Origin of the sequence: Streptomyces sp. BK340 (genome assembly GCF_007827595.1) — a bacterium.
Classification (GTDB): Bacteria; Actinomycetota; Actinomycetes; order Streptomycetales; family Streptomycetaceae; genus Streptomyces.
The window spans coordinates 180,125-198,707 of record NZ_VISR01000013.1; the positions used below are offsets into that span (position 1 = coordinate 180,125).

The window sequence follows — 18,583 nt, forward strand, 5'->3', positions numbered from 1 at the left end:
CGACGTGCTCGTGCGGGGGTGGGGGATGTCCGCGCCCGGGCAGAAGGGACCGCTGCGCCGATGCAGATCCGGCTGACCGTCGTGGACCCGCTGGGTCCGTCCCCGCAGCGGGGCCGCGCCGCGAGCCGCGACGTGCTGGTGACGGCGCCCGCGGGCACGGACCTGGCGGCGGTGACGTCGGCGCTGGCCACGGCGATCACCGGAGACGGCGGCACGGGCCGGGACTCCGGCAGCGCCTCGGTGGTCCTGTACGCGGGTGCGGAGCGGCTGGACCCGCGCCGCTGCACCCTCGGCGAGCCTCCCCTGGTCGACGGCGCAGTGCTGTCCCTGGGCGCCCCGGCGGCCCCAGAGCCGCATCCCGAGCTGGACGACGCCCCGGCCCAGCTGCACGTGGTCGCGGGCCCGGACGCGGGCGGGGTCCATCTGCTGCACGGCGGCCGGATCACGGTCGGCCGCTCCGCCGACGCCGACGTCCCGCTGGACGACCCGGACGTCTCCCGCCTGCACTGCGCGGTCACGGTCGCCGCCGACGGCCGTGTCTCGGTGGCCGACCTCGGCTCCACCAACGGCACGGCCCTGGACGGCACCCGGGTGAGCGACCGCGCGGTGCGGTTCGCTCCGGGGGCCCTGCTGAGGATCGGCGAGTCCGCCCTGCGGATCACCCCGTCCGGCGGCCCCGGAGCGCGGGTGCGGACGGTGCCGGACGGAGAGGGCTGTGTGCGCTTCGCCCCGGGGGCGGCCGGCGAAGCCGGTGATCCGGGTACGGCCGGCGCCGGGCACGCACGCGTGGAGCCCACCTCGGGCCCGCCCGCCGACGGCCCCTCGGGACCGACCCACCACGCGTACGGCACCGCGGGCTGGGCTGCCCCGGACCCGGGGATCAAGCACCGGCGCGGCGAACAGCCTGCGGTACCGGGCCAGGGCGGGGCACCGAGCATCGAGACGCGCGGCGAAAGCGCGGTGGGGCCGGGTTCGGCTCCCGGCAGGGCTTCCGTCGGCGGGGGCGGCCTCGGGCCCGGCGGACCGGGCGGAGAACGGCCGGCACCCGGGCTGCCAGGCGCGACCGCCGACGGCGGGGGCACGGCCGCGGGTCGCCCCGGGGCCGGCGGACCGGGCGGTGGAACAGCCGCACCCGGCGCGCCCGGCACCACCTCCCGTGGCGGGGACACCCACGCGGGGCGGTACGGCGCGGGCGGCCCGGGAGACCCGACCGGCGCCGCACCCGCCGGTACGACGACCCGTGGCCCGGCCTCGGACAGCGCCTCCTCCGGCACCGGCGCGGGAGAGGGCCGCGGCCGCAAGGACACCCCGCTCCGGGGCACCGACGCCCCCGAGAGCGGCCGCCGCCGGGGCGGAATCGGCGCCTGGGCGCGGCGGCTGGCCGGTGGGCGCGGGGAGCAGCCCACGGCCCGGCCGGAGACGTTCGGCGCCCCGCAGGCCGGTGGGGGCGGTATACAGACGGCCGATGGCCCGCAGCTGCCGGAGACCTGGCCGGATCCCGCCGCGCTGCTGCTGACGGCGCTGGGCCCGGGGCCCCGGCTGTGGGAGCGGGGGCCGGGACACCCGGAGGCGCTGACCGTACGGCTGGGCACGGCCGACCGGAGCGCACCGGACGGCTCGGGCGTGCTGCCCGCCGTACCGGTGACCGCCGCACTGCGCGAGGCGGGTGCGCTGGGCCTGGCCGGTCCGCGCCCCCGGCTGTCCGGGCTGGCCCGTGCGGTGCTGGCCCAGCTGGCCGCGCTGCACTCCCCCGACCTGCTGGAGATCGTGCTGATCAGCGCGGACCGCAGCCGCCCCGAGGAGGAGCGGACGGCGGAGTGGTCCTGGCTGGGCTGGCTCCCGCACGTCCGCCCGGGCCACGGCCAGGACTGCCGCCTGCTGCTGGCCTACGACCGCGAACAGGCGGCGGCCCGCACGGAGGAACTGCTGCGCCGGGTGGAGGAGTTCGCTGCGACGGGCCGGGGCACGGCCCAGCCGGCCCCGGCGGCGGGGTCCGGGGCCCCTTTCACCGGCCCAGCCGGACAGAGCTCGCCGGCCGCACCGGAAACGGCACCCGCCTCCCCGCACGGCACTCACGGCACCAGCACCTCCGCCCGCCGCCCCTCCTGGGCCAGGGAAGGCGCCGAGCCGGCCGGATTCGGTGGCTTCCCGGGGCCGTTCACCGTCGTCGTCGTGGACGGGGACCCCGGCGGCGCCTCTCTGCAGGAAGCCCTGGCGCGACTGGCCGTGGCCGGTCCGCGAGCCGGGATCCATGTCGTCTGCCTCGCCGAGACCGCGGCCACCACGCCCGCCGCGCCCGTGGCGCAGGTGTACGAGGCGGCCTCGGCGATCACGCCCACCTTCCGGCACTGCGGGGCCGTGGCCCTGCTCAGCGGGGATGTCGCCGGAGCGCTGCACCTGATGCGTGTCGCGCCCACCGGGCCCGTGGGCCCGGGGGCCGTCGCCACCGTGGACGCCGTCTCCCCGGCCTGGGCGGAGCGGTTCGCGCGGGCGCTGGCGCCGCTCAGGCCCGACGGCCCCGTCGGTGAGCGGCACGCGCGCGTGGCCGTGCCGCTGCCGCAGTCGGCGCGGCTGCTGGACGAGCTGGGCCTGGCCCGGGCCACCCCGGCCTCGCTGATGGCGCGCTGGGCGGACGCGGCCGACGACACGGAGTCGCTGGGTGGCCGGGCCCGGGCGGTGCTCGGTGCCGGGCCGCACGGCCCGCTCACCGCCGATCTGGTGGCCGACGGGCCGCATCTGCTGGTCGAGGGGCCGGCCGGCAGCGGCCGTACCGAGCTGCTGCGGGCCCTGGTCGCCTCACTGGCCGCCGCGGAGCGGCCCGACCGGCTGAGCATGGTGCTGATCGACGGCCGGGACGGCGTCGGCGCGGGCGCGGGGCGCGGTGAAGGCCTGCACGTCTGCACGGACATACCCCATGTCACGACCCATCTCGTCGCCAACGACCCCGTCCGCATGCGGGAGTTCGCGCAGTCGCTGAGCGCCGAGCTGAAGCGGCGCGCGGAGTTGCTGGGCCGGACGGACTTCGCCCAGTGGCACGCGGGGCGTGAGGTGTCCGGCCGTATCGTCGCGCAGCGCACCCCGGGCGGGCGCCCGGCGGCCTCCGGGGCCGGGGACATAGAGACGCCGCCCAGCTCCACGCTGCGGCTGCGGCCCGGCGCCGCACGCAAGCGGACCGAGGCCGCACCGCCGCTGCCCCGGCTCCTCGTGGTCGTCGACGACCTGGACGCGCTGGTCTCCCCCGCGCTCGGCTCGCCGGGCCGGCCCGCCGCCGGATCGGTGATGCGGGCCCTGGAGGCGGTGGCCCGGGAGGGTGAGCGGCTCGGCGTGCACCTGGTGGCCGCGGCCGGGACGGGCGGTCGTACGGCGGAGACGGAGCCGGCCCGGCAGGCCACCCTGCGGGTCACGCTGGACGCGCCGGCGGCCGGGCCCGAGGAGCCGGCGCCTGGGCGGGGCAGGCTGGCGTACCCGGACGGGCGGACCGTCGGTTTCCAGGGCGGCCGGGTGACGGGCCGCATCCCGCGCACCGCGACCCAGCGGCCCACGGTCGTCCCGCTGGAGTGGCAGCGGATGGGCGATCCGCCGGCCCGCCGTCCCGTGCGCGAACTGGGCAACGGCCCCACCGACCTGGCCCTGCTGGCGAGCGCGGTGGAGCGGGCGGCCCGGGAGGTCGCCGCGGCGGAGGTGCCCTCGCTCCTGTAGCCGGAATCCGTACGCATACTTCCCTGATCACGAGCCGGTCACGATGACCCGCCGGACGGCGCAGGCGCTCTTGCCGCCCCTGTGCGGCCCGGCGTAGACCGGACCGCACGGAACAGTGTTCTGACGTTCAGCGGAGAACGACGAACGGGGAAGTGATGCGTGGCAACAGCAACACCATCCGGACACACAGGGCCGTCACCACAGTCGCCGCACTGCTCGCGGGAGCCCTCGCGCTCACCGCCTGCTCCAGCGGCGACGGCAAGAAGGGCAGCGGTGACACGAGCGGCGGGGACACCGCGAGCGGCTCCGGCGTCTCCCTGCCGAAACTGAACGGCGCGAGCCTGGAGGTCGCCGCCGTCTGGACCGGCACCGAACAGGCGAACTTCAAGAAGGTCCTGGCGGAGTTCGAGAAGCGCACGGGCGCGAAGGTGACGTTCGTGCCCGCCCAGGACCCGATCATCAACTTCCTCGGTTCGAAGATCGCGGGCGGTCAGCCGCCGGACGTGGCCCTGCTGCCGCAGCCCGGCGCGATCAAGCAGGCCGTGGACAAGAAGTGGGCCAAGCCGCTCGGCCCGGACGCGCTCAAGGAGCTGCAGAAGAACTACTCACAGGGCTGGCAGGACATCGGCAAGGTCGGCGGCAAGCAGTACGGCGTCTACTACAAGGCCGCCAACAAGTCGCTGATCTGGTACAACGCCAAGGCCTTCGAGAACGCGGGCGCCAAGGAGCCGAAGACCTGGCAGGAGCTGCTGACCGCCGCGCGGGCGGTGTACGACTCCGGTGTCACCCCGTTCTCGGTCGGCGGCGCGGACGGCTGGACGCTGACGGACTGGTTCGAGAACGTCTATCTGTCCCAGGCCGGGCCCCAGAAGTACGACCAGCTCGCCCAGCACAAGATCAAGTGGACCGATCCCTCGGTGAAGCAGGCCCTGACCACGCTCGCCCAGATCTGGGGCAAGAAGGACTATGTGGCGGGCGGCGCGGACGGTGCCCTGCAGACCGAGTTCCCGAACTCCGTCACACAGACCTTCACCGGCGGGGACCAGCCGAAGGCGGCGATGGTCTACGAGGGCGACTTCGTCCAGGTCAACATCGGTGACACCAAGGCGAAGGTGGGCACGGACGCGAAGGTGTTCCCGTTCCCCGCGGTCGGCTCGGCCGCGCCGGTGGTCTCCGGCGGTGACGCGGCCGTCATCCTGAAGGACTCCAAGGCGGCGCAGGCGCTGGCCACCTTCCTGGCCTCCCCGGAGGCGGCGACCATCCAGGCCAAGCTCGGCGGCTACCTCTCACCGAACAAGAACGTGCCGGACTCGGCCTACCCGAACCCGGTGCAGCAGAAGATCGCCAAGGCGCTGATCGCGTCCGGCGACGACTTCCGCTTCGACATGTCCGACCAGGCCCCGCAGGCCTTCGGCGGAACCCCGGGCAAGGGCGAGTGGAAGGACCTGCAGGACTTCCTGAAGAACCCGAAGGACGTGGCGGGCACCCAGGCGAAGCTGGAGAAGGACGCGGCGGCGGCCTACGGGAACGGGAGCTGATCCGGCGATGGCGTCGGCAGCGGCGGCCGGGCCCCCACCGGGCCCCGCCGCACCGAAGAGCCGCAGGAGCGTGACCGGCACCCGCAAGGCGGTGGCAGCCCTGTTCCTGCTGCCCGCACTGGTGCTGCTGGGCGCGCTCGTGCTCTATCCGATCGGGTACTCGCTCGTCCGCAGCTTCTACAACGCCTCGGGCGACGGCTTCGCCGGCATCGACAACTACAAGGCGCTGTTCACCGACGACGGCATCCGCACCGCCCTGAAGAACAACATCATCTGGGTGGTGTTCGCGCCGACCGTCTCCACGGCCCTCGGTCTGGTCTTCGCGGTGCTGACCGAACGGGTGCGCTGGGGCACGGCGTTCAAGCTGGTCGTCTTCATGCCGATGGCGATCTCGATGCTGGCGGCCGGGATCATCTTCCGGCTGGTGTACGACCAGGACCCGGACAAGGGTGTCGCCAACGCGGTGTGGGTGGGCGTGCACGACACCTTCGCGCAGTCGTCGGCGTTCCCGAAGGCACACCCGGGCCGCGAGTCGCCGCTCGAACCGGACCAGGGCGGCTTCATCACCTCGGCCCCGGTGCACACCGGGCAGACGGTCGCGCTCCCGCTGGTCGGTGTCGCCCCCGACCAGATGCCCGACGGCGCGAAGAAGGCCGTGGCGGCGAAGCCGGAGCCGGGGAGGATCACCGGTACCACCTGGCAGGACTTCACCCGCGGCAAGGGCGTCGGGAAGCTGGGCGTGCCCGACCCGTCCGAGCTGGGCTACGCCGGGATGCGGATCGAGGCGGTGAAGGACGGCAAGGTGGTGGCGTCCGCGAAGGCGGCCGACGACGGCACCTTCACGCTGCCCGCGCAGGCCGACGGCGCCCGGCTGCGGCTTCCCGCGGGCAACTTCAGGGAGCCGTACAACGGTGTCGACTGGCTCGGCCCGTCGCTGGTCACCCCGGCCATCATCGGGTCGTACGTGTGGATGTGGGCGGGCTTCGCGATGGTGCTGATCGCGGCCGGGCTCGCGGGCGTGCCCCGGGAGCTGCTGGAGGCCGCGCGGGTGGACGGCGCCAACGAGTGGCAGGTGTTCCGCCGGGTCACCGTGCCGCTGCTCGCGCCGGTCCTGGCCGTCGTCACCGTCACGCTGATGATCAACGTGCTCAAGGTGTTCGACCTCGTCTACATCATCGCGCCGGGCTCCTCCCAGGACGACGCGAACGTGCTGGCCCTGGAGCTGTACCGCAAGGGCTTCGCGGAGAGCCAGCCGGGCATCGCGAGCGCGATCGCGGTCTTCCTGCTGCTCCTGGTGATCCCGGTGATGCTGTTCAACATTCGCAGGCTGCGGCGGGAGGGCAGGCGATGACGACCGCTGCCGGAAGCATCGGAAAGGCGGCACCCGCCGACATGACCGTGAAGGCCCGGCAGTCGCTCGGTGCGAGGATCACCGAGAGGCTCAGCGGCGGACTGGTCCGTGTGTTCCTCATCCTCGTCGGCCTGTTCTGGCTGGTGCCGACCATCGGTCTGCTCATCTCCTCCCTGCGCGCACCGGAGGACATGAGCGCGAGCGGCTGGTGGAAGGTGTTCAGCCAGCCGTCCCAGCTGACGTTCGAGAGCTATCAGAAACTGCTGGAGAACAGCGACATCACCAGCTCCCTGGTGAACACCGTGCTGATCACGGTCCCGGCGACGATCCTGGTCGTGGTGATCGGCTCGCTCGCGGGCTACGCGTTCGCGTGGATGGATTTCCCGGGCCGGGACTGGTGGTTCCTCGGCGTGGTCAGCCTGCTGGTGGTGCCGGTGCAGGTGGCGCTGATCCCGATCGCCGAACTGTTCGGCAGGATCGGCCTGTTCGGGACCATCTTCGGGGTGATCCTGTTCCACGTGGGCTTCGGTCTGCCGTTCGCGGTGTTCCTGCTGCGGAACTTCTTCGCGGAGATCCCGCGGGAGCTGCTGGAGGCGGCCCGCCTCGACGGCGCCGGTGAACTGCGGCTGTTCACACGGGTGGTGATGCCGCTCGGCGGGCCCGCGATCGCGAGCCTCGGCATCTTCCAGTTCCTGTGGGTGTGGAACGACATGCTGGTCGCCCTGGTGTTCACCAAGTCCGGTTCGCAGCCGATCACGGTCGCCCTGCAGACGCAGGTACGGCAGTTCGGCAACAACATCGACGTGCTCGCGCCGGGCGCGTTCATCTCGATGGTGATCCCGCTGGTCGTGTTCTTCGCGTTCCAGAAGCAGTTCGTGTCCGGGGTCATGGCGGGCGCGGTCAAGTAGCACCGGGAAGGAACCTTTTCGAGGGGCGGGCCTTGAGAGGCCCGCCCCTCATCGTTCACCCGGCGTCCCCCACATGCCGTACGAACCGTAACCAAATCACTCCATTGGCCGTTCCCGGGCAGAACGCCCGCGCCGACCGACCCATGGATGTCCCTTGCCCAGGTTCAGTGTCATTGTCCCCGCGTACAAGGTCCAGGCGTACCTCTCGGAGTGCCTGGACTCGGTGCTCTCACAGTCGTATCCCGACCTCGAACTGATCGCCGTGGACGACTGCTCCCCCGACGCCTGCGGTGCCCTCATCGACGAGTACGCCGCCCGCGACGCGCGCGTGAAGGCCGTGCACCTGGCCGAGAACCAGGGCCTGGGCCGCGCCCGCAACGCCGGCCTGGCGCGGGCGACGGGCGACTACCTGGTCTTCCTGGACAGCGACGACACACTCACCCCGGACTCGCTGCGTTCGATCGCCGACCGGATCAAGGAGACCGGCGAGCCGGACGTGCTGGTCTTCGACTACGCGCGCACCTACTGGAACGGCACGGTGGAGCGCAACAAGGTCGCCGCCCAGCTCACCCAGCAGGGCCCGGCACCCTTCCGTCTCGAGGACCGTCCGGGGCTGCTGCGGGTGCTGATGGTCGCCTGGAACAAGGCGTACCGGCGGGAGTTCGTCGCGGAGCAGGGCTTCCGGTTCCCGGCCGGCTACTACGAGGACACGCCCTGGACCTTCCCGGTCCTGATGGCGGCGGAGTCGATCGCCACCCTGGACCGGGTGTGCGTGCACTACCGGCAGCGGCGGCAGGGCAACATCCTGAGCACCACCAGCCGCAAGCACTTCGACATCTTCGAGCAGTACGACCGGGTGTTCGCGTTCATCGCCGGCCGACCCGAACTCGCGCGTTGGCGGCCGGTGTTGTTCCGCCGCATGGTCGACCACTTCTCGACCGTGTTCACCAAGCGGGACCGGCTCCCGCGCGGCACCCGGGGCGAGTTCCTGCGCAAGGCCCGTGCCCACTATCGCCGTTACCAGGTCCGGGGCGCCGCCGTCCCGCTGCGCACCCGGCTGCGCCACGGCCTCGTCCGCTTCGGCCTGCACCGCACCTATCGCGCGCTCCAGCTGGCGATGTCCGCCCGCCGCCGCGCCCTCAAGGTCACCGTCAAGCTCGCCCGGGCCGTCCGGGCTGCCGTCCTCCAGCTGCACTACCGCGTCCAGCTGCGCCTCCCGCTGCGCTCCGACCGGGCCGTCTTCGCCGCGTACTGGAACCGGGGCCACGGCTGCAATCCGGGCGCCCTGGAGGAGGCGTTCCGCACCCACGCCCCGCACATCCGCACCGCCTGGATCGCCCGCCCCGAGCACCAGCACACCGTCCCGCCGGGCCCGCGTCGGCTGCGCCCGGGCAGCCTCGCCTACTGGACGGCGCTGGCCCGCTCCAAGTACCTGGTCAACAACGTCAACTTCGACCGCCGGCTGAGGAAGCGTCCGGGCCAGGTCTTCGTCCAGACCCAGCACGGCACCCCGCTCAAGCACATGGGCCTCGACCTCCAGGAACGCCCGGCGGCCGCCGGTGACATGGACTTCGAGGAGCTGGTGCGGGGGGTCGACAAGTGGGACTACCTGCTGTCCGCGAACCGCCACACCACCCTGACCTGGGAGCGTGTCTACCCCGGCGGCTACACCACACTGGAGTACGGCTACCCGCGCAACGACGTGTTCCAGCGGGCGACGTCCGCCGACGTGGCCCGGATCCGCGAGTCGCTCGGCATCCCCGAGGGCACGGTCGCGCTGCTGTACGCCCCCACCCACCGCGACTACCAGCGCACCCAGCGCCCCGCCCTCGACCTGGACCGGGTGCTGCGCCGGCTGGGCCCGCGCTTCGTGGTCCTGGCCCGCGCCCACTACTGGCACCCCGGCCGGCTCGCCGAGGGTGCCGCCCGGGTCGTCGACGTCGGCGACCACCCGGACATCGCCTCCCTCTGCCTGGCCTCGGACGCGCTGATCACCGACTACTCGTCCCTGATGTTCGACTACGCCAACCTGGACCGGCCGATCGTGGTCCACGCCGAGGACTGGGACGCGTACGACGCGGCCCGGGGCACCTACTTCGACCTGCGTGCCTTCCCGCCGGGCGCGGTGGCCCGCAGCGAGGACGAGCTGATCGACATCTTCGCCACCGGCCACTGGCGCGGCTCGCGCTCCGCCCAGCTGCGGGCGGCGTTCCGGGAGCGGTTCTGCCCGTACGACGACGGACGCGCCGCCGAGCGCGTCGTACGGCACGTCGTGCTGGGCGAGCCGGCGGGACGGCCGGCGATCGTGCCGCTCGCCGAGCGCAAGCCCGTGCCCTCGGCCGCTGCTGCGCTCGACTGCTCCCCGACCGCCACCGTGGCGCAACCTTCCGGCCCCCTCCCCGTCACCGAGAGCCGCTGAACAGCGTTGGTCCTAGCGGGAGTTCCCATGCCACTCAGCACGACGCGGCCCACTCCGGTCCGGCCGTCCACCTGGCGTCCCGCCGGACGGCCGAGCCGCTTCCGCAAGACAACAGAAAGAACAGAATGCCCCGCTTCAGCATTATCGTCCCGTCCCACGGGGTCGCCGGCCGGCTGTCCCAGGCGCTGGACTCGGTCCTCGGCCAGTCCTTCGGCGACCTGGAGCTGATCCCGGTCTGCGACGCTCCCGACGCCCCGGCCGCCGCGGTGGCCGCCGCATACGCCGAGCGCGACTCCCGGGTGACACCGGTCGACTCGCCCCCGGCCGCCGGTCTGAGCGGGGCCCGCAACGCCGGGGTGCGGGCGGCGACCGGCGCGTACGTGCTGTTCCTCGACGGCGACGACCTGCTGCTGCCCGGCGCGCTGGCGGCGCTGGACGCGCGGCTGACCGAGACCGCCGATGTCGACGTGCTCCATGTCGAGCACGAGCGGACCCCCTGGTGGGAGGGGGAGCCGAGCAACCCGGCGGCCCCGCTGCTGGCCGGGGCGCCAAAGGGAGCCTTCGCTCCGGACGCGTTCCCGGCACTGACGGGTGTGCAGCTGCCGGCGTGGAGCGCCGTCTACCGCCGCACCTTCCTCACCGAGCACCGGCTCACGTTTCCCGAGAGCCACTTCACCGACCTGGGCTGGGGCGGGCTGACCACGATCGCCGCCGGGCGGATCGCGGTGCTGCGCCGGGTCGTCGTACGCCACCGGCTGCGCCGGCAGGGCAGCAGGCTCAACCTGCCGGGACCGCACCAGCACGCCCTGCTGGACCAGGTGGAGCTGGTGCTGACCCGGGCGGCCGCCGGCGGGCTGTCCGCCGAGCGGACCCACGCACTCTTCGAGCAGCTCTTCGGGTACGTGCTGAAGACGGCGTCCCGGCCGCAGCGGCTGCCCTCCGGGCACCGGGCGTTCTTCCGCCGGGCCGGCCGGCTGTACCGGCGGCACCGGCCCGCTGGCTACCAGACCCCGGGCGGCAGCCTCGGCGTGCAGCACCGGCTGCTGGCGGCCGGCGCGTACACCGCGTTCCGCGCGCTGCGCGGCGCCAATCAGGCGACGGCGAGGGTGGCCGAGACCGTGCCGCGCCCGCACATGCTGCGCACCCGGCTGCGTTACGCCCGCGACCTGCGCCGCCCGCTCGACCCCAACCTGGCTGTGTACTGCGCCTACTGGGGCCGCGGCTACGCCTGCAACCCGGCCGCGATCCACGCCAAGGCCCGTGAACTCGCCCCGCACATCCGCTCGGTGTTCCTGGTCGAGGCCGACCAGGCGCATACGATGCCGAAGGACGTCGAGCACGCGGTGATCGGCTCCCGCCGTTACTGGGAGGTGCTGGCCCGCGCCAAGTACCTGGTGAACAACGCCAACTTCGCCGAGGGCGTCGTCAAACGGCCGGGCAGCGTCCATCTGCAGACCCAGCACGGCACCCCGCTGAAGACGATGGGTGTGGACCAGTCGACGTACCCGGTGGTGGCGGCGCAGTCCGGCAGCTTCGCCAGGATGCTGGGCCGGGTCGACCGCTGGGACTTCAACCTCTCGTCGAACCGCCACTCCACCCAGACGTGGGAGCGTGCCTTCCCCGGTTCGTACGAGCACCTGGAGTACGGCTATCCGCGCAACGACGTCTACTACACGTCGACCGCCGAGGACGTCGCCCGTGTCCGGCGGGAGCTGGGCGTGCCCGAGGGCAGCACGGCCGTGCTGTACGCGCCGACCCACCGCGACCACCACACCGGTTTCGAGGCCGGCCTGGACCTGGAGGCGTTCTGCCAGGCGGCAGGCGAGGACGTGGTCGTGCTGCTGCGCGCCCACTACTTCTACGACGGGGGCCGCACCCGGAACCCCGGGCGGATCAGCCGAATCATCGATGTAACCGCGCACCGCTCCTCGGAGGACGTGTGCCTGGCGGCCGACGCGCTGGTCACCGACTACTCCTCGATCATGTTCGACTACGCCAACCTGGACCGGCCGATCGTCGTGTACGCCGACGACTGGGAGGTCTACCAGGAGACGCGGGGCGTCTACCTCGACCTGATGACCGAGCCGCCGGGTCCGGTCGCCCGCACCGCCGAGGAACTGGCCCGCGTGTTCCGCGACGGCTCCTACGCGGGTCCGGAGGCGAAGGCGCAACGGGCCGCGTTCCGCCGGCGGTTCTGCCAGTTCGACGACGGGCTGGCCGCCGAACGCGTGGTACGGCGGGTGCTGCTCGGCGAGCCGCCGGAGGCGGTCCCGCCGGTGATTCCGCTCGCGGAGCGCATCCCCGCCCCCGTCGCCGCGACCCTCGTGAGGAGCTGACCCGCCGTGCCCCGCTTCAGTGTCATCGTCCCCTGTTTCAAGGTGCAGGGCTTCCTGCGCGAGTGCCTGGACTCGGTGCTGCTGCAGTCCTTCAACGACCTCGAACTGATCGCCGTGGACGACTGCTCCCCGGACGGCTGCGGCGCGATCCTGGACGAGTACGCCGAGCGCGACCCGCGCGTGAAGGTGCTGCACCTGCCGGAGAACGTCGGCCTCGGCCGGGCCCGCAACGCGGGTATGCCGCACGCCACCGGCGACTACCTGTTCTTCCTGGACAGCGACGACACGCTCACGCCGGGCGCGCTGCGCGCCGTCGCCGACCGGCTGGCGGAGTCCGGCGACCCGGATGTGCTGGTCTTCGACTACGCGCGCACCTACTGGTGGGGCGGCACCCGGCGCAACGTGCTCGCGCAGGTGCTCGCCGACGCGGGCACGGACACCTTCACGGTCACTGGCCGGCCGGAGATCCTGGACCTGCTGATGGTGGTGTGGAACAAGGTCTACCGGCGCGACTTCGTCGAGGAGCACGGCTTCGAGTTCCCGCCCGGGTACTACGAGGACACCCCCTGGACGTTCCCGGTCATGCTCAGCGCCCGGCGGATCGCCGCCCTGGACCGGATCTGTCTGAACTACCGGCAGCGCCGGCAGGGCAACATCCTGTCCACCACGAGCCGCAAGCACTTCGACATCCACGACCAGTACGAGCGGGTCTTCGCCTTCGTGGACGCGCACGGGGAACTGGCGGGCTGGCGGCCGTACCTGCACCGCAAGATGGGCGAGCACTGCCTGGACATCCTCGCCAAGCCGGACCGGCTGCCGCCCGCGGACAGGGCCGAGTTCTTCCGGCGCACGGCCGAGATGTTCCGCCGCCACCGGCCCGAGGGCGCCCTGGTGGACGGTGAGGTCGCCCTGCTGGAGGGCGGCTACCCGGCGTACCGGCTGAAGCGGCAGGCCGCGCGGGCCGGGCGCGAGGCCGGGCGGCGGACGGAGCAGCTGCGCCGGGCGGGCGCGCTGCGCGCCCGCCGCGGCTGGGCCGGGCTGCACGCGCACCGCCCGCTGGACCCGCACCTGGTGGTGTACTCGGCGTCCTCGCACCGGGGTGTGCTGGGCGATCCGGCCGCCGTGTACCGCAAGGCGCGGGAGATCGCCCCGCAGCTGCGCGGGGTGTGGGTGGTCCGCGACGAGGAGGCCGCCGCGCAGCTGCCACCCGATGTGGAGCACGTGCTCGTGGACTCCCGGCGCTATCTGGAGGTCACCGCGCGGGCGAAGTTCTTCGTCAACGACGTCAACTGGCCCGGCTCACTGGCCAAACGGCCCGGCAGCGTGCACATCCACACCCACCAGGGCACCCCGCTCAAGTACATGGGCGCCGACCTGCTGGACAAGCCCGGGGCCCGGCTCGGCTTCGACGTGCCGCAGATGCTGCGCCGGGCCGACCGCTGGGACTACAGCCTGGTCGCCAACCGCCACTCCGAGCTGGTGTGGGAGCGGGCCTACCCCTGCCACTTCACCTCGCTGCGCACCGGCAGCCCGCGCAACGACGTGCTGGTCGGCGCGGCGGACGGTGCCGGGGAGGCCGGCGCCGCCTTCCGGCTGCGGCACGGCATCCCCGAGGACCACCGGGTGGTGCTGTACGCGCCGACGCGCCGGGACTACCGGCGGGGCGGGTACGTGGACCGGATCGACCTGGCCCGGTTCGCGGCCGACCTGGGCCAGGACTGCACGCTCGTGGTCCGGCTGCACCCGACGCTCGCGACCGGTCCCGCGCGCGGGATGGGTCTGACCGAGCTGGCCCGGCGCGGGGTCGTGGTCGACGCGACGGACGAGCCGCACGTCGAGGAGGTGATGCTCGCCTCCGACGTGCTGGTCACCGACTACTCGGCCCTGATGTTCGACTACGCCAACCTGGACCGGCCGATCGTGGTCCACGCCGACGACTGGGCCGCGTACACCGCGAGCCGGGGCGCCTATCTCGACATCACCGCCGAGGCGCCGGGCCATGTGTCCCGCACCTACCGGGAGCTGGCCTGGCTGTTCGGCTCCGGGTCCTGGCGGGACGAGGAGGCGGCGCGGCTGCGGGCGGACTTCCGGGAGCGGTTCTGCGAGTTCGACGACGGCCGGGCCGCCGAGCGGGTCGTGCGGACACTGCTGCTGGGCGAGTCGATGCCCGCGGGCGCTCCGGTGCGGATCCCGGGCCAGAACGTCGGAGGTGACCTGCTGGCCCCGACGTGAGGGCAGGCAGGTCACCTCGGACGGTGCCGGGCTGACCCCGGTTGCTACTCGATGACGAGGTCGACCTCGATGTTGCCGCGGGTGGCGTTGGAGTAGGGGCACACCTGGTGGGCGGTCTCGACCAGCTTGCGGCCGGTCGCCTCGTCCACGCCCTCGGGCAGCTCGATGCGCAGCGTCACCTTCAGGCCGAAGCCCTCGCCCTGCTTGCCGATGCCGACCTCGGCGGTGACGGCGGCGTCGCTGACGTCCACCTTGGCCTGGCGGCCGACGAGGCCGAGGGCGCTGCCGAAGCAGGCGGCGTAACCGGCGGCGAAGAGCTGCTCGGGGTTGGTGCCCTCGCCGTTGCCGCCGAGCTCCACCGGCGGGGCCAGCTTGAGGTCGATCTTGCCGTCGGAGGAGACGGCACGACCGTCGCGGCCGTGGGTGGCGGTGGCGACAGCGGTGTAGAGCGCGTCCATGGAAGACCATCCCTCTCGAAGTCATGTGATCCGGCGGCTCCTGTCCGGCCGCCCTCACGACCACAAGTAGAGCACACAATTAAGTTGTGCACAATCCAATGGCCTGCAAGAGCTACCCTGGAGACATGACCGCCACCCAGAACCCCGCTCCGGAGGCGGACTGGCTCCGCCTGGACCGCCAGATCTGCTTCTCGCTGCACGCGGCGTCCCGCGCCTTCAACAGCGTCTACCGCGTGATCCTCAAGGACCTCGGGCTCACCTACCCGCAGTACCTGGTGATGCTGGTGCTGTGGGAGCAGGGCGACCTTCCGGTCAAGAAGCTCGGCGAGCATCTGCGCCTGGACTCCGGCACGCTGTCCCCGCTGGTCAAGCGGCTGGAGGGGGCCGGCCTCGTCCGGCGCGAGCGCAGCGCGCAGGACGAACGTTCGGTGCGGGTGCGGCTCACCGAGGAAGGCGCGGCGCTGCGCGAGCGGGCCCTCCAGGTGCCGCGCCGCATCATGACGGCGACGGGCTTCGACCTGGCGGAGATAGGCGAGCTGCGCGAACGCCTCGACCAGCTCACCACCGCGCTGGACGCGGCGGCGCTGGAAGAGGCCGAGAGCTCCCGCTGACAGCCGGCCGGCGGACGTAGAGCCGCACGGTCACATCGCCCTGCACGGACTCCTCACCGGGCACGAACCGCTCCGCCAGCACGGCGAGCTTCGCCCGCTCGACGGGACTGCCCGGCCGCCAGTGCCCCGCGAGCAGATCCCGGTCGGCGACGACCCAGACCCGGTCGAGCCCCGCCATCCGCCGCAGCAGAGTCTCCGCCCCGACCTCCCGCCCGTACAGACTCCCCGACCCGGCCCCCGACTCCGCCAACGCCACGTCCCGCACCCCCCGGAACGCGCCCGGGTAGGCCAGAGCCGCGTTCCGCGTCTGCGCCGGCATGAAGAGCACGGAGTCCCCGTCCCGCACCTGGCGCCCGGCAACTCGCGCCACGACAGCCAGGTCGTCGGGGCGGCGGCCCGGGTCGCGGTCGCCTCTGAGCAGGGGGAGTTGGTGGGACAGGGCCAGGGCGATCAGGAGGACGCCGGTCAGGGGGAGGAGGAAGGAGCCGGCCCGGGGGCCGGTCTTCGGGGGCGGCGCCGGCCGAGGGTGCCGTTGCGGCCGGCCGGCCGACCACAGGCGCCCGGCGACCCCGGCCACCCGCTCGGCCCCCGCCGCCACCAGCAACGGCGCCCCCGACAGGGCGTACAGCACGTACCGGTCGACGTACAGCGGGGAAACCTGCGACACCAGCATCAACACGGCCGGCGGCAGCACGGCCGACGGCAGAGCGACCCCCGCGCAGGTCACCTCCCCCCGCCGCCCCACCAACCCCACGAGCCCCACCACGGCCAACCCCAGACACGCCCAGTACACTCCGTCCGTCGGCCCGAGAAACGTCCGCAGCAGCCCTCCCGCCGTCGTCCACGTCGGCTCCCGCAACCACGCCACCTGTGCCGACTGGGCCCGCGACACAAGCACCATCGGCACCAGCGCAACCCCCACGGCACCCGCCGTGCACCCCCAGCCCCGCCACACCCGCGCCCCCACCCGGGCCAGCGCCAGCGACACCGCGTGGGCGAGCAGCAGCAGGACGGCGAACTCGTGCAGCCAGCAGGTGAGGCCGAGCACGACGCCGTACGCCCGCCAGGACCCGCTCCGCACGGCCCCGACGAACAGCAGCGTCGCCCCGGTGGCACCGGCCGCGACCAGGGCGTACGAACGGCCCTCCTGCGCGTAGTGCCCGGCGATCGGCGTGATCGCGTACAGCAGTCCGGCCCACAGCCCGACCCGTGGCCGCACCAGCCGGGTGCCGAGCCCGGCCACCAGACCCGCGGTCAGCGCCGCCGCGCACACGGACGGCAGCCGGAGGACGACCTCGCCGGAACGCACGCCGAGGACGGCGTGCATGAGCAGGTAGTACAGGCCGTGCACCGCGTCCACCCCGTGCAGCAGCCGCCAGATCTGCGGCACCGTGCGCCGCGCGACCTGGAAGGTGACGGCCTCGTCCCGCCACATCCCGCCACGGTCCAGCCCCCAGAGCCCGAGCCCGAGCATGACCAGCGCGGGCAGCGACACGGACACACATACGGCGAGCGCACTCCGCGCACTTCTCGCCGCGCGAGTCGTTGCACCGGGTGCGTCCAGCACATCCGACGCGTCCGGTGTATCCGGCGCATCAGCCGGTACGACAGCTGCTGCAGCCGCCCTGTGCGACTGCGGTTTCACAAGAGGCCCGATGTTCACCATGGCCCGATCTTTTGCGATTAGCCAACCTTTGCCGGTCATTGACGGCGTATCGGCATGGATACACCATCCGCGCAGATTAGGCTCCCACGCGATGAACCGTCTCCGTGTCACCCCCGGCCCGGTCCTCGCCCTCACCGCCGTATGGCTCGCCACCCGTGCCCTGATGTCGTGGCTCCTCACGCACGACAGCTCGCCCCTGCTGGGCGGGGGTTCGGTGCCGCGCGAGGTGTGGCGGCTGTACTTCCACTGGTACGGCGTCCTGTCGCACGGCGCCTTCCCGGCGCACGACAGCACCTGGCAGTACCCGCCCGGCGCCGGCGCGGTACTGCTGGCGCCGGGCCTGCTTCCGTGGTTGACGTACTTTCAGGCGTTCGTGGTGCTGACGCTGGCCGCCGACGCGCTGATCGCGGCGGTCCTGGTCCACGCGGGGCTCCGCCCCGGACGGAGCCTGTTCGGCGCGACACTGTGGACCTGCGGTCTGCCGCTGCTGCTGCACCTGCCGCTCGCCCGGTACGACGTACAGGTGACCGCGCTCGCCGTCGTCTCCCTGCTGGCGCTGGGACGCTCCCCCCGCGCGGGCGGTGTTCTCGCCGCGCTGGGCGCGCTGGTGAAGGTGTGGCCGGGCCTGGTGCTGCTGGGCACGCCCCGGGGGGCGATGACACGGCGGACGTGGGGATGGGCGGTGGCCGCCGGAGGCGCCTGCCTCGCACTCCTCGCCCTTTCGTTCAACAATCCGCTCGCCTTCCTGCGGGAGCAGGGCGGCCGGGGTGTACAGATCGAGTCGTTCGGCGGTTCGGCGCTCAACCTGGCGCGGCACGCCGGCTGGTCCGGCCGGGCCCGCTACCAGTACGGCGCGATCGAGATGGTCGGCCCGCACGTGCCCGCCGTCGCCACCGCCTCCCTCGTGCTCACCGTGGCCGCCTTCGGGCTGCTGGTGCTGTGGAGGGTGCGGGCGCGGCACTGGAGCCCGGCCACGCCGTACGACGCCGCGCTCGCCACGGTGCTGCTGTTCACCGTCACCAGCCGGGTCATCAGTCCCCAGTACATGATCTGGCTGATCGGTCTCGCCGCCGTGTGCCTGACCTCGCGGCACACCAGCCAGCGCCCGGTGGCCGTGCTGGTCCTCGCGGCGAGCGCGCTCAGCTCCGTGGTCTTCCCGATGTTCTACCGCGACGTGGTGGCGGGCAGCTGGACCGGCTGTCTGCTGGTGCTGGCGCGCAACGGGCTGCTGGCCGTCGCCGCGGTGCTGTCCTTCATCCGGCTGTGGCGCTCCGCGCGGCCGCCGTCCGGAAGGCCCGGCCCCGCGACGCAACCCCGACCGGATTCCGACCGTCTTCCACACCGAGCACTAAGCGCCTCTTAACG

At 73.1% G+C, this 18,583-nt stretch carries 11 protein-coding genes; 9 read left to right on the forward strand and 2 right to left on the reverse strand.

Annotation, left to right across the window (positions count from 1 at the left end; all coding sequences use genetic code 11):
* Nucleotides 1-60: 60 nt before the first annotated feature.
* The 7 genes from FB157_RS23515 (at nt 61) to FB157_RS23545 (ending at nt 14,483) form a co-directional block, all read left to right on the forward strand.
* Nucleotides 61-3,699: an FtsK/SpoIIIE domain-containing protein gene (locus tag FB157_RS23515; protein WP_145882583.1), complete on the forward strand. Its 3,639-nt coding sequence runs from the start codon at nt 61-63 to the stop codon at nt 3,697-3,699.
* A gap of 155 nt (nt 3,700-3,854) precedes the next feature.
* Nucleotides 3,855-5,237, forward strand: a complete 1,383-nt coding sequence (locus tag FB157_RS23520) for an ABC transporter substrate-binding protein (protein WP_145882584.1) — start codon at nt 3,855-3,857, stop codon at nt 5,235-5,237.
* 7 nt (nt 5,238-5,244) lie between these two features.
* Nucleotides 5,245-6,588, forward strand: a complete 1,344-nt coding sequence (locus FB157_RS23525; RefSeq protein WP_186581648.1) for a carbohydrate ABC transporter permease — start codon at nt 5,245-5,247, stop codon at nt 6,586-6,588.
* Nucleotides 6,585-7,496, forward strand: coding sequence for a carbohydrate ABC transporter permease (locus FB157_RS23530; protein ID WP_145882585.1), 912 nt, complete (start codon nt 6,585-6,587; stop codon nt 7,494-7,496). The genes FB157_RS23525 and FB157_RS23530 overlap by 4 nt, the downstream gene beginning before the upstream one ends.
* Nucleotides 7,497-7,650: 154 nt before the next feature.
* Nucleotides 7,651-9,915 (forward strand): bifunctional glycosyltransferase family 2 protein/CDP-glycerol:glycerophosphate glycerophosphotransferase, encoded by a 2,265-nt coding sequence (locus FB157_RS23535; protein ID WP_145882586.1) that lies wholly within the window; start codon nt 7,651-7,653, stop codon nt 9,913-9,915.
* A 125-nt stretch (nt 9,916-10,040) separates the two neighbouring features.
* Nucleotides 10,041-12,251, forward strand: coding sequence for a bifunctional glycosyltransferase/CDP-glycerol:glycerophosphate glycerophosphotransferase (locus FB157_RS23540; protein WP_145882587.1), 2,211 nt, complete (start codon nt 10,041-10,043; stop codon nt 12,249-12,251).
* Between the two features lie 6 nt (nt 12,252-12,257).
* Entirely contained in the window at nt 12,258-14,483 is a 2,226-nt protein-coding gene (locus FB157_RS23545; protein ID WP_145882588.1) for a bifunctional glycosyltransferase/CDP-glycerol:glycerophosphate glycerophosphotransferase, read from the forward strand.
* 44 nt (nt 14,484-14,527) lie between these two features.
* Here the strand turns inward: FB157_RS23545 and FB157_RS23550 are convergent, their stop codons facing one another.
* Nucleotides 14,528-14,941 carry an organic hydroperoxide resistance protein gene (locus FB157_RS23550; protein ID WP_145882589.1) on the reverse strand — a complete coding sequence of 138 codons (414 nt, stop codon included), beginning with the start codon at nt 14,939-14,941 and terminating at the stop codon, nt 14,528-14,530.
* Nucleotides 14,942-15,039: 98 nt separating this feature from the next.
* Between FB157_RS23550 and FB157_RS23555 the strand changes: the two genes are divergently transcribed.
* Nucleotides 15,040-15,552: a MarR family winged helix-turn-helix transcriptional regulator gene (locus tag FB157_RS23555; protein ID WP_145882634.1), complete on the forward strand. Its 513-nt coding sequence runs from the start codon at nt 15,040-15,042 to the stop codon at nt 15,550-15,552.
* On the opposite strand, the gene FB157_RS23560 is transcribed toward FB157_RS23555, so the two are convergent.
* Nucleotides 15,500-17,047, reverse strand: a complete 1,548-nt coding sequence (locus FB157_RS23560; protein WP_145882590.1) for a glycosyltransferase family 39 protein — start codon at nt 17,045-17,047, stop codon at nt 15,500-15,502. The two genes, FB157_RS23555 and FB157_RS23560, sit on opposite strands and share 53 nt — an antisense overlap.
* 262 nt (nt 17,048-17,309) lie before the next feature.
* Between FB157_RS23560 and FB157_RS23565 the strand changes: the two genes are divergently transcribed.
* A complete protein-coding gene (locus FB157_RS23565) occupies nt 17,310-18,581 on the forward strand; it encodes a glycosyltransferase family 87 protein (RefSeq protein WP_145882591.1) in 1,272 nt (423 codons plus the stop codon).
* The last annotated feature ends 2 nt before the right edge of the window (nt 18,582-18,583 follow it).